This is a genomic window from Enterococcus raffinosus (genome assembly GCF_001886185.1).
In the GTDB taxonomy this organism is placed as follows: domain Bacteria; phylum Bacillota; class Bacilli; order Lactobacillales; family Enterococcaceae; genus Enterococcus_A; species Enterococcus_A raffinosus.
In genome coordinates this window covers 117,082-129,844 of record NZ_JXLA01000004.1, presented here as the reverse complement: position 1 = coordinate 129,844, position 12,763 = coordinate 117,082, and the positions used below count along the sequence as shown (strand labels likewise).

At 40.4% G+C, this 12,763-nt stretch carries 27 protein-coding genes; all 27 read left to right on the top strand.

The genetic code is table 11. The annotated features are described in order from the left end of the window. Positions 1-212 precede the first annotated feature (212 nt). Positions 213-521, top strand: coding sequence for a 30S ribosomal protein S10 (gene rpsJ, locus RV13_RS03240; protein WP_010756438.1), 309 nt, complete (start codon positions 213-215; stop codon positions 519-521). A gap of 22 nt (positions 522-543) precedes the next feature. Continuing rightward, positions 544-1,173: a 50S ribosomal protein L3 gene (gene rplC, locus RV13_RS03235; protein WP_010747217.1), complete on the top strand. Its 630-nt coding sequence runs from the start codon at positions 544-546 to the stop codon at positions 1,171-1,173. A 28-nt stretch (positions 1,174-1,201) separates the two neighbouring features. Further along, on the top strand, positions 1,202-1,825 hold the full coding sequence (rplD, locus tag RV13_RS03230; protein ID WP_010747216.1) for a 50S ribosomal protein L4: 624 nt from the start codon (positions 1,202-1,204) through the stop codon (positions 1,823-1,825). Then, a complete protein-coding gene (locus RV13_RS03225) occupies positions 1,825-2,112 on the top strand; it encodes a 50S ribosomal protein L23 (protein ID WP_010747215.1) in 288 nt (95 codons plus the stop codon). Before rplD ends, RV13_RS03225 begins: the two co-directional genes overlap by 1 nt. 39 nt (positions 2,113-2,151) lie before the next feature. After that, complete coding sequence (rplB, locus tag RV13_RS03220; RefSeq protein ID WP_010747214.1) at positions 2,152-2,985, top strand: 50S ribosomal protein L2; 834 nt, start codon at positions 2,152-2,154, stop codon at positions 2,983-2,985. Positions 2,986-3,027: 42 nt separating this feature from the next. Continuing rightward, positions 3,028-3,306 (top strand): 30S ribosomal protein S19, encoded by a 279-nt coding sequence (gene rpsS, locus RV13_RS03215; protein WP_010742754.1) that lies wholly within the window; start codon positions 3,028-3,030, stop codon positions 3,304-3,306. 21 nt (positions 3,307-3,327) lie between these two features. Next, on the top strand, positions 3,328-3,675 hold the full coding sequence (gene rplV, locus RV13_RS03210; RefSeq protein WP_010747213.1) for a 50S ribosomal protein L22: 348 nt from the start codon (positions 3,328-3,330) through the stop codon (positions 3,673-3,675). A gap of 13 nt (positions 3,676-3,688) precedes the next feature. Further along, positions 3,689-4,345 (top strand): 30S ribosomal protein S3, encoded by a 657-nt coding sequence (rpsC, locus tag RV13_RS03205; RefSeq protein ID WP_010747212.1) that lies wholly within the window; start codon positions 3,689-3,691, stop codon positions 4,343-4,345. Positions 4,346-4,347: 2 nt separating this feature from the next. Then, positions 4,348-4,782 (top strand): 50S ribosomal protein L16, encoded by a 435-nt coding sequence (gene rplP / locus RV13_RS03200; protein ID WP_010747211.1) that lies wholly within the window; start codon positions 4,348-4,350, stop codon positions 4,780-4,782. Further along, positions 4,772-4,963, top strand: coding sequence for a 50S ribosomal protein L29 (gene rpmC, locus RV13_RS03195; protein ID WP_010747210.1), 192 nt, complete (start codon positions 4,772-4,774; stop codon positions 4,961-4,963). The genes rplP and rpmC overlap by 11 nt, the downstream gene beginning before the upstream one ends. 21 nt (positions 4,964-4,984) lie before the next feature. Next, entirely contained in the window at positions 4,985-5,251 is a 267-nt protein-coding gene (rpsQ, locus tag RV13_RS03190) for a 30S ribosomal protein S17 (protein ID WP_010747209.1), read from the top strand. Positions 5,252-5,306: 55 nt separating this feature from the next. Next, the gene (gene rplN / locus RV13_RS03185; protein WP_010742760.1) at positions 5,307-5,675 is read left to right on the top strand and encodes a 50S ribosomal protein L14; all 369 of its coding nucleotides are present in this window, start codon (positions 5,307-5,309) and stop codon (positions 5,673-5,675) included. A gap of 35 nt (positions 5,676-5,710) precedes the next feature. Beyond that, a complete protein-coding gene (gene rplX / locus RV13_RS03180; RefSeq protein WP_010747208.1) occupies positions 5,711-6,022 on the top strand; it encodes a 50S ribosomal protein L24 in 312 nt (103 codons plus the stop codon). 26 nt (positions 6,023-6,048) lie between these two features. Further along, the gene (gene rplE / locus RV13_RS03175) at positions 6,049-6,588 is read left to right on the top strand and encodes a 50S ribosomal protein L5 (RefSeq protein WP_010747207.1); all 540 of its coding nucleotides are present in this window, start codon (positions 6,049-6,051) and stop codon (positions 6,586-6,588) included. A 17-nt stretch (positions 6,589-6,605) separates the two neighbouring features. Then, positions 6,606-6,791: a type Z 30S ribosomal protein S14 gene (locus tag RV13_RS03170; protein WP_028020384.1), complete on the top strand. Its 186-nt coding sequence runs from the start codon at positions 6,606-6,608 to the stop codon at positions 6,789-6,791. 32 nt (positions 6,792-6,823) lie between these two features. Further along, a complete protein-coding gene (gene rpsH / locus RV13_RS03165; protein WP_010747206.1) occupies positions 6,824-7,222 on the top strand; it encodes a 30S ribosomal protein S8 in 399 nt (132 codons plus the stop codon). A gap of 31 nt (positions 7,223-7,253) precedes the next feature. Further along, positions 7,254-7,790, top strand: coding sequence for a 50S ribosomal protein L6 (gene rplF / locus RV13_RS03160; RefSeq protein WP_010747205.1), 537 nt, complete (start codon positions 7,254-7,256; stop codon positions 7,788-7,790). Between the two features lie 52 nt (positions 7,791-7,842). After that, positions 7,843-8,199: a 50S ribosomal protein L18 gene (gene rplR, locus RV13_RS03155; RefSeq protein WP_010747204.1), complete on the top strand. Its 357-nt coding sequence runs from the start codon at positions 7,843-7,845 to the stop codon at positions 8,197-8,199. A 20-nt stretch (positions 8,200-8,219) separates the two neighbouring features. Further along, complete coding sequence (gene rpsE, locus RV13_RS03150) at positions 8,220-8,720, top strand: 30S ribosomal protein S5 (RefSeq protein WP_010747203.1); 501 nt, start codon at positions 8,220-8,222, stop codon at positions 8,718-8,720. Positions 8,721-8,734: 14 nt separating this feature from the next. Continuing rightward, a complete protein-coding gene (gene rpmD / locus RV13_RS03145; RefSeq protein ID WP_010747202.1) occupies positions 8,735-8,914 on the top strand; it encodes a 50S ribosomal protein L30 in 180 nt (59 codons plus the stop codon). 40 nt (positions 8,915-8,954) lie between these two features. Continuing rightward, entirely contained in the window at positions 8,955-9,395 is a 441-nt protein-coding gene (rplO, locus tag RV13_RS03140) for a 50S ribosomal protein L15 (RefSeq protein ID WP_010747201.1), read from the top strand. Beyond that, on the top strand, positions 9,395-10,696 hold the full coding sequence (secY, locus tag RV13_RS03135) for a preprotein translocase subunit SecY (RefSeq protein ID WP_010747200.1): 1,302 nt from the start codon (positions 9,395-9,397) through the stop codon (positions 10,694-10,696). The genes rplO and secY overlap by 1 nt, the downstream gene beginning before the upstream one ends. A gap of 61 nt (positions 10,697-10,757) precedes the next feature. Then, a complete protein-coding gene (locus tag RV13_RS03130; protein ID WP_010747199.1) occupies positions 10,758-11,405 on the top strand; it encodes an adenylate kinase in 648 nt (215 codons plus the stop codon). A gap of 175 nt (positions 11,406-11,580) precedes the next feature. After that, positions 11,581-11,799, top strand: a complete 219-nt coding sequence (infA, locus tag RV13_RS03125) for a translation initiation factor IF-1 (protein WP_010742771.1) — start codon at positions 11,581-11,583, stop codon at positions 11,797-11,799. Positions 11,800-11,832: 33 nt separating this feature from the next. After that, positions 11,833-11,949: a 50S ribosomal protein L36 gene (gene rpmJ / locus RV13_RS03120; RefSeq protein ID WP_010742772.1), complete on the top strand. Its 117-nt coding sequence runs from the start codon at positions 11,833-11,835 to the stop codon at positions 11,947-11,949. Between the two features lie 18 nt (positions 11,950-11,967). After that, a complete protein-coding gene (gene rpsM / locus RV13_RS03115) occupies positions 11,968-12,333 on the top strand; it encodes a 30S ribosomal protein S13 (RefSeq protein ID WP_010747198.1) in 366 nt (121 codons plus the stop codon). 24 nt (positions 12,334-12,357) lie between these two features. After that, positions 12,358-12,747 carry a 30S ribosomal protein S11 gene (gene rpsK / locus RV13_RS03110; RefSeq protein ID WP_010747197.1) on the top strand — a complete coding sequence of 130 codons (390 nt, stop codon included), beginning with the start codon at positions 12,358-12,360 and terminating at the stop codon, positions 12,745-12,747. The last annotated feature ends 16 nt before the right edge of the window (positions 12,748-12,763 follow it).

Here is a 12,763-nt window from a genome sequence, read left to right as displayed (position 1 = left end):
GAGAAAATCCTTGCAATCATTGATGCCATATAATATAATCATAAAGGTGCTGTTTGCAGAAGTGCAACTGACACTGGGGGGGTTCTGAAAAGAATCCGTCGGCTTTGAAACGAGAGGTTGCGACACGCCCGGACGCTTTGCCACGAACGAGCGTGACGGAGATTTTCGTGGAGCTATGTCTACTTTTTAAAATAGGCGAAGGAGGGAACAAGATGGCAAAACAAAAAATTCGTATCCGTTTAAAAGCGTATGAACATGGTATTTTAGATCAATCAGCGGATAAAATCGTGGAAACTGCAAAAAGAACTGGAGCTAGCGTGTCTGGTCCAATTCCATTACCAACTGAACGCAGTCTTTACACTGTAATCCGTGCGACTCATAAATACAAAGATTCACGCGAACAATTCGAAATGCGTACTCACAAACGTCTGATTGACATTGTGAACCCAACACCGAAGACAGTTGATGCTTTAATGAAGCTTGACTTACCATCAGGTGTGAATATTGAAATCAAACTATAATTAAGAAGATGGAGGTGTAATCATGACCAAAGGAATCTTAGGGAAAAAAGTGGGAATGACTCAAATCTTCACTGAATCTGGCGAACTTATTCCAGTTACTGTTATCGAAGCTACTCCAAACGTTGTTTTACAAGTGAAAACAATGGAAAATGATGGCTACGAAGCTGTTCAATTAGGTTACCAAGATATGCGTGAAGTTTTGTCTAACAAACCTGCGAAAGGTCATGTTGCAAAAGCAAACACGGCTCCTAAGCGCTTCATTCGAGAATTCAAAGATGTTGAGCTAGGAGACTATGAAGTAGGTAAAGAAGTGAAAGTTGATACTTTCCAAGCTGGAGACATCATTGATGTTACCGGAACGACTAAAGGTAAAGGATTCCAAGGCGTTATCAAACGTCACGGACAAAGCCGCGGCCCAATGGCTCACGGTTCTCGTTACCACCGTCGTCCTGGATCTATGGGTCCTGTTGCACCGAACCGTGTATTTAAAAATAAACGTTTAGCTGGCCGTATGGGTGGCAATCGCGTGACAATTCAAAATCTTGAAGTTGTTCGTGTTGACGCTGACCGCAACGTTATCTTAGTAAAAGGAAATGTTCCTGGCGCTAAAAAATCTTTAATCACTATCAAATCAGCTGTGAAAGCTAAATAATTAGTTAGAGGAAAGGAGGAACTAAGGAATGCCAACTGTAGCATTATTCAAACAAGATGGAACTCAAAACGGTGACATCACTTTAAATGAAGAAATCTTCGGAATTGAACCAAATGAAAGTGTTGTTTACGATGCAATTGTTATGCAACGCGCTTCATTAAGACAAGGAACACACGCTGTGAAAAATCGTAGCGCAGTTCGTGGCGGTGGTCGCAAACCATGGCGTCAAAAAGGAACTGGACGTGCTCGTCAAGGTTCTATCCGTTCACCACAATGGCGTGGGGGTGGCGTTGTCTTCGGACCTACACCACGTTCATACAGCTACAAACTTCCTAAAAAAGTTCGTCGCTTAGCAATTAAATCTGTATTATCAGAAAAAGTTGCTGAAAATAACTTAGTTGCTGTTGATGCTTTAAGCTTTGACGCACCTAAAACAAAAGAATTTAAACAAGTTTTAACTAGCTTGTCTATTGATTCTAAAGTATTGGTTGTATTAGAAACAGAAAACGAAGTTGCAGGTTTAGCTGCTCGTAACTTATCAAACGTAACTGTTACTACTTCAAACAACGTTACTGTATTAGATGTAGTCGCTAATGACAAAATCTTAGCAACGCAAACTGCTCTTACTCAAATTGAGGAGGTGCTTGCATAATGAACTTACTAGACGTAATTAAACGCCCGGTGATCACTGAAAAATCTATGTTAGACATGGACGAAAAGAAATATACTTTCGAAGTTGACACTCGCGCAAACAAAACTTTAGTGAAACAAGCAGTAGAAGCTGCTTTCGACGTTAAAGTAAAAAACGTAAACATTATGAATGCTAAACCAAAAGCAAAACGTATGGGTAAATACCAAGGCTTCACAAAAAAACGTCGCAAAGCTGTTGTGACTTTAACTGAAGACTCAAAAGAAATCCAACTTTTCGACGCTGAATAAGCGTTAGAAAATCACTAGTAAATAGGAGGGAAACTAGACGTGGCGATTAAAAAGTACAAACCTACCTCAAATGGTCGTCGTAATATGACAAGTTCTGATTTCGCTGAAATCACTACTTCAACGCCTGAAAAGACGTTATTACAACCATTGAAAAACAACGCCGGTCGTAACAACAACGGTCGTATCACTGTACGTCATCAAGGTGGCGGACATAAACGTCAATACCGTGTTATCGACTTCAAACGTAATAAAGATAACGTGGTTGCTACAGTTCAAACGATCGAGTACGATCCAAACCGCTCAGCAAACATTGCATTAGTTCATTATTCAGACGGAGTGAAAGCTTACATCTTAGCCCCTAAAGGCTTAGAAGTAGGTATGACAATCGTTTCTGGACCAGATGCAGATATCAAAATCGGAAATGCATTACCACTAGAAAATATTCCAGTAGGTACTGTGATCCACAATATTGAAATGAAACCTGGCAAAGGCGGACAATTAATCCGTTCAGCTGGTACAAGTGCTCAAGTACTTGGTAAAGAAGGAAAATACGTATTAGTACGTTTAAACTCTGGCGAAGTTCGTATGATCTTAGCTACTTGCCGTGCGACAATCGGTTCTGTTGGTAATGAACAACATGAATTGATCAATATCGGTAAAGCTGGTCGTTCTCGTTGGATGCGCAAACGTCCAACTGTACGTGGTAGCGTAATGAACCCTAACGATCACCCACACGGTGGTGGTGAAGGTAAAGCTCCAGTCGGACGTAAAGCTCCAGTATCTCCTTGGGGACAACCTGCATTGGGTTACAAAACTCGTAATAAGAAAGCTGCATCTGACAAGCTTATCGTACGTCGTCGTAAGACTAAATAGAACCATTGACTATGTGTCGCATATTTTGAGAGGAGGTACACCATGGGTCGTAGTTTGAAAAAAGGACCTTTCGTCGATGATCATTTGATGAAAAAGGTTGAAGCGCAACAAGGTGTTGAAAAGAAAAAAGTTATTAAAACTTGGTCTCGTCGTTCAACAATTTTCCCTAGTTTTGTAGGATTTACAATTGCTGTTTATGACGGACGCAAACATGTACCAGTTTACATCCAAGAAGACATGGTAGGACATAAATTAGGTGAATTTGCACCATCAAGAACTTATCGTGGACATGCCGCCGACGATAAGAAAACAAGACGTTAATTTTGAGGGGAGGATATTAACATGGCAGAACAAATTACATCAGCTAAGGCAACTGCAAAAACAGTTCGCACTTCTCCTCGTAAAGCACGTTTAGTAATGGATCTTATTAGAGGAAAAAGCGTAGCAGAAGCAATTTCAATTTTGAAATTCACACCGAACAAATCTGCAGGAATCATTGAAAAAGTAATGATGTCAGCAGTTGCTAACGCAGAAAACAACTTTGACTTAGATGTTGAAAATTTGGTAGTTTCTGAAGGATTTGTTAACGAAGGACCAACAATGAAACGTTTCCGTCCACGTGCAAAAGGATCAGCTTCACCAATCAACAAACGTACAAGTCATATTACCGTTGTGGTATCAGAAAAATAAGGAGGGATAATCAGTGGGTCAAAAAGTAAATCCTATTGGAATGCGTGTAGGCATCATCCGTGAGTGGGATGCTAAATGGTATGCTGAAAAAGAGTATGCTGAATTTCTACACGAAGATTTGAGAATCCGTAAGTTCATCGCAACTAAACTTGCTGATGCCGCTGTGTCAACTGTTGAAATCGAACGCGCTGCAAATCGTGTAAACATTTCAATTCACACAGCCAAACCTGGTATGGTTATCGGTAAAGGCGGATCTGAAGTTGAGAGCCTAAGAAAAGAATTAAATAAATTAACTGGTAAACGAGTTCACATCAACATCGTTGAAATCAAAAAACCAGATTTAGATGCAAAATTAGTCGGAGAAGGAATCGCACGTCAATTAGAAAACCGTGTTGCTTTCCGTCGTGCACAAAAACAAGCGATCCAACGCACTATGCGTTCAGGCGCTAAAGGAATTAAAACACAAGTATCTGGTCGTTTGAATGGTGCGGATATCGCTCGTTCAGAAGGATACTCTGAAGGAACAGTTCCTCTTCATACATTGCGTGCCGATATTGACTACGCATGGGAAGAAGCAGATACAACATACGGAAAACTAGGAGTTAAAGTGTGGATTTATCGTGGAGAAATTCTTCCTACAAAGAAAAACACTGAGAAAGGAGGGAAATAATCATGTTAGTACCTAAACGTGTAAAACACCGTCGTGAATTCCGCGGTAAAATGCGTGGGGAAGCTAAAGGTGGTAAAGAAATCGCATTTGGAGAATACGGCTTACAAGCTGTTGATTCACATTGGATCACTAACCGCCAAATCGAAGCTGCCCGTATTGCAATGACTCGTTACATGAAACGTGGTGGGAAAGTATGGATTAAAATTTTCCCTCACAAATCTTATACTGCCAAAGCAATTGGTGTACGTATGGGATCTGGTAAAGGTGCTCCTGAAGGCTGGGTTTCACCAGTTAAACGCGGCAAGATCATGTTTGAAATCGCCGGCGTTCCTGAAGAAGTTGCTCGTGAAGCATTACGTCTTGCTTCTCACAAATTACCAATGAAGACTAAGATCGTAAAACGTGAGGAAATGGGTGGTGAATCGAATGAAGGTTAAAGAAATCAGAGAATTAACCACTGCCGAAATGCTAGATCAAGAAAAACAATTGAAAGAAGAATTGTTCAATCTTAGATTCCAATTAGCAACAGGTCAATTAGAAAACACTGCACGTATTAAAGAAGTACGTAAATCGATTGCACGCATCAAAACTGTGTTGCGTGAACAAGCTGACAAATAGTGGAAGGAGGCCATTTCCAGTATGACTGAAGAAAGAAATCAACGTAAAGTTTATCAAGGACGTGTGGTATCTGACAAAATGGACAAGACGATCACTGTTGTCGTTGAAACCAAGAAGAACCATCCAATCTACGGTAAACGTATGAAATATTCTAAAAAATACAAAGCTCACGATGAAAACAATGAAGCAAAAATTGGCGATATCGTGAAAATCATGGAAACTCGTCCATTATCAGCTACCAAACGTTTCCGTCTGGTTGAAGTCGTTGAAAAAGCAGTGATTATCTAATCACACGAGATTTTCCTATATAGATGTTTCTTAAATCTGAAAGGAGGATACACAAGTGATCCAAGCAGAAAGCCGTTTAAAAATCGCGGACAACTCAGGCGCTCGTGAAATTTTAACTATTAAAGTTCTTGGCGGATCTGGTCGCAAAACTGCAAATATCGGTGATGTGATTGTTGCTACGGTTAAACAAGCAACGCCAGGTGGTGTTGTCAAAAAAGGTGACGTTGTAAAAGCCGTTATCGTTCGAACTAAATCAGGCGCTCGTCGTACTGACGGTTCTTATATCAAATTTGATGAAAATGCAGCTGTTATCATTCGTGATGACAAGAGCCCAAGAGGAACACGTATCTTCGGACCTGTCGCTCGTGAACTACGCGAAGGCAACTTCATGAAGATCGTTTCATTGGCACCGGAAGTATTATAATCGAAAGATTCAACCAAAGGAGGTGCGCAACAGTAATGTTCGTTAAAAAAGGCGATAAAGTAAAAGTTATCTCTGGTAAAGACAGAAATAAAGAAGGCGTAGTATTAGAAGCCCTTCCTAAAAAAGACAAAGTCGTTGTTGAAGGCGTCAATGTCGTGAAAAAACATAAAAAAGCCTCTCAAGAAGCTCCTCAAGGAGGAATCGTTGAGGTAGAAGCACCAATTCATGCTTCTAATGTTATGGTGATCGACCCTTCAAATGGAGAAGCGACACGCGTTGGCTACAAAGTGGTTGACGGTAAGAAAGTCCGTGTTTCTAAGAAAACCGGCGAAGCTCTAGATAAATAATTAAACAAGGAAGGAGGATCTTATAGATGAACCGCCTAAAAGAAAAATTTGTAAGTGAAATTACACCATCTTTGATGGAAAAATTTAACTATAATTCAGTTATGGAAGTTCCTAAAGTTGAGAAAATCGTCATCAACATGGGTGTTGGTGATGCGGTATCAAACGCAAAAAACTTAGACAAAGCTGTTGAAGAATTAGCCTTGATCTCTGGTCAAAAACCAATCATTACAAAAGCTAAAAAATCAATCGCTGGTTTCCGTTTACGTGAAGGAATGCCTATTGGTGCGAAAGTAACACTACGTGGAGAAAGAATGTATGAATTCTTAGACAAATTAGTGTCTGTATCACTTCCCCGTGTACGTGACTTCCACGGAGTAAGCAAAAAATCCTTCGACGGCCGTGGTAACTTTACTTTAGGTGTTAAAGAACAATTGATCTTCCCTGAAGTAGATTATGATTTAGTTGATAAAGTTCGTGGTATGGATATCGTTGTGGTTACAACAGCTAAAACAGACGAAGAATCTCGCGAATTATTAACACAACTTGGAATGCCATTCCAAAAATAATCAAGGAGGCGAAAAAATTGGCTAAAAAATCAATGATTGCTAAAAACAAACGTCCTGCAAAACATTCAACGCAAGAATATACTCGCTGCGAACGTTGTGGACGTCCACATTCAGTTTATCGTAAATTTCATCTTTGCCGTATTTGCTTCCGCGAACTTGCCTACAAAGGTCAAATTCCCGGCGTGAAGAAAGCTAGCTGGTAAAATAAACTCGCATAAAGGAGGTAAACAGTTCAATGGTCATGACAGATCCAATTGCAGATTTTCTAACTCGTATTCGTAACGCCAACATGGTAAAACACGATTCAGTGGAAGTACCTGCTTCAAAAATCAAACGTGATATCGCAGAAATCCTTAAACGTGAAGGTTTCGTACGTGATGTTGAATATATCGAAGATGACAAACAAGGCATGATCCGTGTTTTCCTTAAATACGGTAAAAATGACGAACGTGTTATCACGAACTTAAAACGTATCTCTAAACCTGGCTTACGTGCTTATGTCAAAGCTGACGAAGTGCCAAAAGTATTAAATGGTTTAGGTATCGCAATCATCTCTACTTCTGAAGGTTTAGTAACTGATAAAGAAGCTAGAGGCAAAAACGTCGGCGGCGAAGTGCTAGCTTACGTTTGGTAAGAACAAACAATCCATGAGGAGGTGTCTTTAAGTGAGCCGTATTGGTAATAAATTAGTCGTTTTACCTGCAGGAGTTGAAGTAACTCAAAACGGAAATGACATTACTGTTAAAGGACCTAAAGGTGAATTAACTCGTACTTTTTCTTCTGATATCAAAATGAGTATCGAAGGAAACGAAGTAACATTTACTCGTCCAAACGACAGCAAAGAAATGAAAACAATTCACGGAACAACTCGTGCAAACTTCAATAACATGGTTGTTGGTGTTTCAGAAGGGTTCCAAAAAGCATTAGAATTAATCGGGGTCGGATACCGTGCGCAATTACAAGGATCAAAACTTGTTTTGAACGTTGGTTATTCACATCCAGTTGAGATCGTAGCTCCAGAAGGCGTTACAATCGAAGTCCCTGCAAACACTCAAGTAATTGTTAAGGGATCTAATAAAGAAGTAGTAGGCGAATTAGCTGCGAAAATCCGCGGAACTCGTCCTCCAGAACCTTATAAAGGCAAAGGTATCCGTTATGTTGGCGAATACGTACGTCGTAAAGAAGGTAAAACTGGTAAATAGTAGGTTGACCCTACACGCGGCTTAGGCCAGCTTAATTAAAGAGGTGACAATTGTGATTACAAAACCAGACAAGAATAAAACACGCCAAAAGCGCCACATGCGTGTACGTAACAAAATTTCTGGTACTGCTGAGTGCCCACGCTTGAACGTTTTTCGTTCTAACAAAAACATCTACGCGCAAGTAATTGATGACGTAGCGGGTGTGACGCTAGCAAGTGCCTCTGCCTTGGATAAAGAAATTTCAGGTGGAACAAAAACTGAACAAGCACAAGCTGTTGGGAAATTAGTGGCAGAACGTGCTTCAGAAAAAGGTATTAAGAAAGTAGTCTTTGACCGTGGTGGATACCTTTACCATGGCCGTGTAGCAGCTTTAGCTGAAGCAGCTCGCGAAAATGGACTAGAATTTTAGGAGAAGGAGGAACACCATTCATGGTTTATATCGATCCAAAACATTTGGAATTAGAAGACCGCGTTGTAGCGATCAACCGTGTTACTAAAGTTGTTAAAGGTGGACGTCGTCTACGTTTCGCAGCACTTGTTGTTGTCGGTGACAAAAACGGTCACGTAGGCTTTGGTACAGGTAAAGCACAAGAAGTACCTGAAGCAATTCGTAAAGCAATCGAAGACGCTAAGAAAAACCTAGTCGAAGTACCAATGGTAGGAACTACGCTTCCTCACGAAGTTATTGGTGTATTCGGCGGCGGCCGTATCTTGATGAAACCAGCCGTTGAAGGTTCTGGGGTTGCTGCTGGTGGACCAGTTCGTGCCGTCTTGGAATTAGCTGGGGTTGCCGATGTAACTTCTAAATCTTTAGGTTCAAACACACCAATCAACGTTGTTCGCGCAACTGTTGAAGGTTTAACTCAATTGAAAAAGGCAGAAGAAGTGGCACAATTACGTGGCATCTCTGTTGAAAACTTAGCTAATTAAGGAGGACGAATGACATGGCTGAATTAAAAATTACTTTAAAACGCAGTATTATCGGACGTCCTCAAAACCAACGTGACACTGTTAAAGCGTTGGGTCTTAAAAAAATGAACAGCACTGTTGTTAAACCAGCCAATGATGCAATCAAAGGTATGGTTAACACCGTGTCTCATTTAGTGGACGTAGAAGAAGTTTAATAAACAATGATGATTAAAATCTAAGGAGGTGCCCAATATAATGAAACTTCATGAATTACAACCTGCCGAAGGTTCACGTAAAGTTCGCAACCGCGTTGGACGTGGTACTTCATCAGGTAACGGAAAAACAGCTGGACGTGGTCAAAAAGGTCAAAAGGCTCGTTCAGGCGGTGGTGTACGTTTAGGTTTTGAAGGTGGTCAAACTCCTTTATTCCGTCGTTTACCAAAACGTGGATTTACTAACGTGAATCGTAAAGAATATGCTGTTATCAATTTAGATGTCTTAAATCGTTTTGAAGATGGAGCTGAAGTAACTCCAGTTGCTTTAGTCGAAGCTGGAATCGTGAAAAACGAAAAAGCTGGAATCAAAGTTTTAGGAAACGGATCATTAGATAAAAAACTAACCGTTAAAGCAGCAAAATTCTCTAAACATGCTCAAGAAACAATTGAAGCTGCTGGTGGTTCAATCGAGGTGATTTAATGTTCAAACTTTTAAAAGATTCATTCAAAGTTCAGAACATCCGATCACGGATCCTGTTTACTGTCATGATGCTATTAGTCTTCCGATTAGGTGCGCAAATCACTGTACCGGGAGTTGATGCACATGGATTGCAAGGCCTGAGCGAAATGCCATTTTTCAGAATGTTGAATATGGTCAGCGGCTCAGCTATGCAAAACTTTTCGATCTTCTCGATGGGGGTTTCTCCATATATTACGGCTTCAATTGTGATTCAATTGCTGCAGATGGATATCATCCCTAAATTTGTCGAATGGTCAAAACAAGGGGAAGTTGGACGTAAAAAGTTGAATCAAGCGACTCGCTATTTAACTTTGGTTTTGGCTTTCATTCAGTCTGTAAGTATTACAGCTGGATTTGACTATTTTGCACAATTCGGTTTTGTACCAAATCGTAATGTTCAAACATTCGTTACGATCGGTATTATTCTTACAGCAGGTACCATGTTTGTTACTTGGTTGGGAGAACAGATTACTGAAAAAGGAATCGGTAATGGTGTATCAATGATTATCTTTGCGGGTATCATCTCTCGATTGCCGCAAAGTATCAAAGATATCTATGATGATTATTTCGTAAATATCGATCCTAGTGATCTATGGAAATCGGTTATTTTTGTTGTGATTTTACTTATTGCTATTGTATTGATTGTCGTTTTTGTAACGTACTTTCAACAAGCAGAAAGAAAAATTCCGATACAATATACAAAACAAGTCGTTGGTGCGCCCACAAGTAGCTATTTACCATTAAAAGTGAATGCTGCGGGGGTTATCCCAGTTATCTTTGCCAGCTCATTCATTGCGACACCAAATGCGGTGTTACAAGCATTGGCTAGCAAGTATAGCGCGGAAGGCTGGTACGATGTTTTAACCAAATTATTTAGTTATAACACAGTGCCTGGTGCTGCGATTTATACGGTTCTTATTGTTGCCTTTACTTTCTTTTATGCCTTTGTTCAGGTTAATCCTGAAAAATTGGCTGAGAACTTACAAAAACAAGGAAGTTACATTCCTCGTGTAAGACCAGGTAAAGGGACAGAAGAATATGTTTCTGCAATTTTGATGCGTTTAAGCGTAGTCGGAGCCATTTTCTTAGGTTTGATCGCTTTGATTCCAATTATTGCACAAATGGTTTGGAACCTGCCTCAATCAATCGGTTTAGGTGGTACAAGTCTTTTGATCGTAGTTGGTGTAGCACTCGAAACAGCAAAACAATTAGAAGGACTCATGTTGAAACGACGTTATGTCGGATTCATGGATGAAGAGTAGATTCGCGTGTTGAGGGTTTCCTCAACGCCGTTCTCACTTCAAATACTTAGGAGGGAAAGCAATGAACCTGATCTTAATGGGACTGCCAGGAGCAGGAAAAGGAACACAAGCAGAAAGAATTGTTGCGACGTACAATATTCCACATATCAGCACGGGGGATATGTTCCGAGAAGCAATCAAGAACGAGACAACACTCGGATTGAAAGCAAAATCTTACATGGATGCAGGGGATTTGGTCCCAGACGAAGTTACTAACGGTATCGTGAAGGAACGTTTAGCTCAAAAGGACACTGATAAAGGGTTCTTGTTAGACGGCTTCCCTCGTACTTTAGATCAAGCCAAAGCATTAGCTGAAATGTTAACGGACTTGAATAAAAAGATTGATGCTGTGATTGAAATTCAAGTAGCAGAAGAAGTGTTAGTTGAACGTTTGGCAGGACGCTTCATGTGCCGAAACTGCGGTGCAACTTATCATAAAATCTTCAACCCTACAAAAGTAGAGGGAACTTGCGACCGTTGCGGTGGTCATGAGTTTTACCAACGTGAAGACGATAAGCCAGAAACAGTTAAAAATCGTTTATCTGTAAACATTAAAAACAGTGAACCAATTTTAGCTTATTATGATGAAGAAGGTCTGTTATATCCAGTTGATGGAGATCGTGAAATTGATGCCGTATTTGCGGATGTAGAAAAGATTATCGAAAAATAATTTGCCTACCGACTTGAGATGCAGTTTATCTTGCCAAGTTCGATGTTTTATGATAGAATTTGTCAGTCCGACTTCTAGCTTTTTTTAGAAGTTAACTTAAGAATTAGGGTGGGAACTGCAGTTTCCGCCATTTTATCGTGTGAAAATGCGAAACAACTACAAGGAGGTACTCTGCGTGGCAAAAGAAGATATGATTGAAATCGAAGGAACAGTCGTCGAAACTTTGCCGAATGCAATGTTTAAAGTCGAATTGGAAAACGGACACGAAGTTCTTGCACACGTATCTGGTAAAATCCGGATGTATTATATTCGAATCTTGCCTGGAGATAAGGTTACAGTTGAACTTTCTCCATATGATTTGAGCCGTGGTCGCATTACCTATCGCTTTAAGTAAGTTGTACTCCGTAAAACTTCAGGAGGTATAATCATGAAAGTAAGACCATCAGTAAAACCAATGTGTGAACATTGTAAAGTAATTCGTCGTAATGGACGTGTTATGGTGATTTGCCCAGCAAACCCAAAACATAAACAACGTCAAGGATAATTGGAGGTGTAATTAAGTATGGCTCGTATTGCAGGAGTAGATATTCCTCGTGATAAACGCGTGGTAATTTCACTTACTTATATTTACGGTATTGGAAATACTACAGCGAAACAAATTTTAGCCGATGCAGGCGTTTCTGAAGACGTTCGTGTACGTGATTTAACCAACGAACAAACAGACGCTATCCGTGCTGAAGTTGATAAATTAAAAGTTGAAGGCGATCTTCGTCGTGAAACTAACTTAAACATCAAACGTTTGATGGAAATCGGTTCTTACCGTGGAATCCGTCATCGTCGTGGCTTGCCTACACGTGGACAAAACACTAAGAACAACGCTCGTACTCGTAAAGGCCCAGCTCGCGCTATTGCCGGCAAGAAAAAATAATTAGTGAAGGAGGTTTAAATCTTCATGGTAGCAAAGAAAGTCAACCGTAAACGTCGTGTGAAGAAGAATATCGAAACTGGTATTGCTCATATTCATTCGACTTTCAATAACACAATCGTCATGATTACTGATGCAAGCGGAAATGCTTTAGCATGGTCATCTGCAGGTGCATTAGGGTTCAAAGGTAGTAAAAAATCAACTCCTTTCGCTGCTCAAATGGCTGCTGAAACTGCAACAAAAGCTGCAATGGAACATGGATTGAAAAGTGTTGAAGTAACTGTTAAAGGACCTGGTTCTGGTCGTGAAGCAGCGATTCGTTCATTGCAAGCAACTGGTTTAGAAGTAACTGCAATTCGTGACGTGACTCCAGTACCTCATAATGGATGCCGCCCTCCAAAACGCCGTCGTGTTTAATGAGTGCCCCACTCTA

What these genes read in the sequence shown, in the direction of transcription:
- rpsJ (WP_010756438.1), top strand. Translation starts at nt 213, where the DNA reads ATGGCAAAACAAAAAATTCGTATCCGTTTAAAAGCGTATGAACATGGT.
- rplC (WP_010747217.1), top strand. Translation starts at nt 544, where the DNA reads ATGACCAAAGGAATCTTAGGGAAAAAAGTGGGAATGACTCAAATCTTC.
- rplD (WP_010747216.1), top strand. Translation starts at nt 1,202, where the DNA reads ATGCCAACTGTAGCATTATTCAAACAAGATGGAACTCAAAACGGTGAC.
- RV13_RS03225 (WP_010747215.1), top strand. Translation starts at nt 1,825, where the DNA reads ATGAACTTACTAGACGTAATTAAACGCCCGGTGATCACTGAAAAATCT.
- rpsS (WP_010742754.1), top strand. Translation starts at nt 3,028, where the DNA reads ATGGGTCGTAGTTTGAAAAAAGGACCTTTCGTCGATGATCATTTGATG.
- rplV (WP_010747213.1), top strand. Translation starts at nt 3,328, where the DNA reads ATGGCAGAACAAATTACATCAGCTAAGGCAACTGCAAAAACAGTTCGC.
- rplP (WP_010747211.1), top strand. Translation starts at nt 4,348, where the DNA reads ATGTTAGTACCTAAACGTGTAAAACACCGTCGTGAATTCCGCGGTAAA.
- rpmC (WP_010747210.1), top strand. Translation starts at nt 4,772, where the DNA reads ATGAAGGTTAAAGAAATCAGAGAATTAACCACTGCCGAAATGCTAGAT.
- rpsQ (WP_010747209.1), top strand. Translation starts at nt 4,985, where the DNA reads ATGACTGAAGAAAGAAATCAACGTAAAGTTTATCAAGGACGTGTGGTA.
- rplX (WP_010747208.1), top strand. Translation starts at nt 5,711, where the DNA reads ATGTTCGTTAAAAAAGGCGATAAAGTAAAAGTTATCTCTGGTAAAGAC.
- rplE (WP_010747207.1), top strand. Translation starts at nt 6,049, where the DNA reads ATGAACCGCCTAAAAGAAAAATTTGTAAGTGAAATTACACCATCTTTG.
- rpsH (WP_010747206.1), top strand. Translation starts at nt 6,824, where the DNA reads ATGGTCATGACAGATCCAATTGCAGATTTTCTAACTCGTATTCGTAAC.
- rpsE (WP_010747203.1), top strand. Translation starts at nt 8,220, where the DNA reads ATGGTTTATATCGATCCAAAACATTTGGAATTAGAAGACCGCGTTGTA.
- rpmD (WP_010747202.1), top strand. Translation starts at nt 8,735, where the DNA reads ATGGCTGAATTAAAAATTACTTTAAAACGCAGTATTATCGGACGTCCT.
- rplO (WP_010747201.1), top strand. Translation starts at nt 8,955, where the DNA reads ATGAAACTTCATGAATTACAACCTGCCGAAGGTTCACGTAAAGTTCGC.
- secY (WP_010747200.1), top strand. Translation starts at nt 9,395, where the DNA reads ATGTTCAAACTTTTAAAAGATTCATTCAAAGTTCAGAACATCCGATCA.
- RV13_RS03130 (WP_010747199.1), top strand. Translation starts at nt 10,758, where the DNA reads ATGAACCTGATCTTAATGGGACTGCCAGGAGCAGGAAAAGGAACACAA.
- rpmJ (WP_010742772.1), top strand. Translation starts at nt 11,833, where the DNA reads ATGAAAGTAAGACCATCAGTAAAACCAATGTGTGAACATTGTAAAGTA.
- rpsM (WP_010747198.1), top strand. Translation starts at nt 11,968, where the DNA reads ATGGCTCGTATTGCAGGAGTAGATATTCCTCGTGATAAACGCGTGGTA.
- rpsK (WP_010747197.1), top strand. Translation starts at nt 12,358, where the DNA reads ATGGTAGCAAAGAAAGTCAACCGTAAACGTCGTGTGAAGAAGAATATC.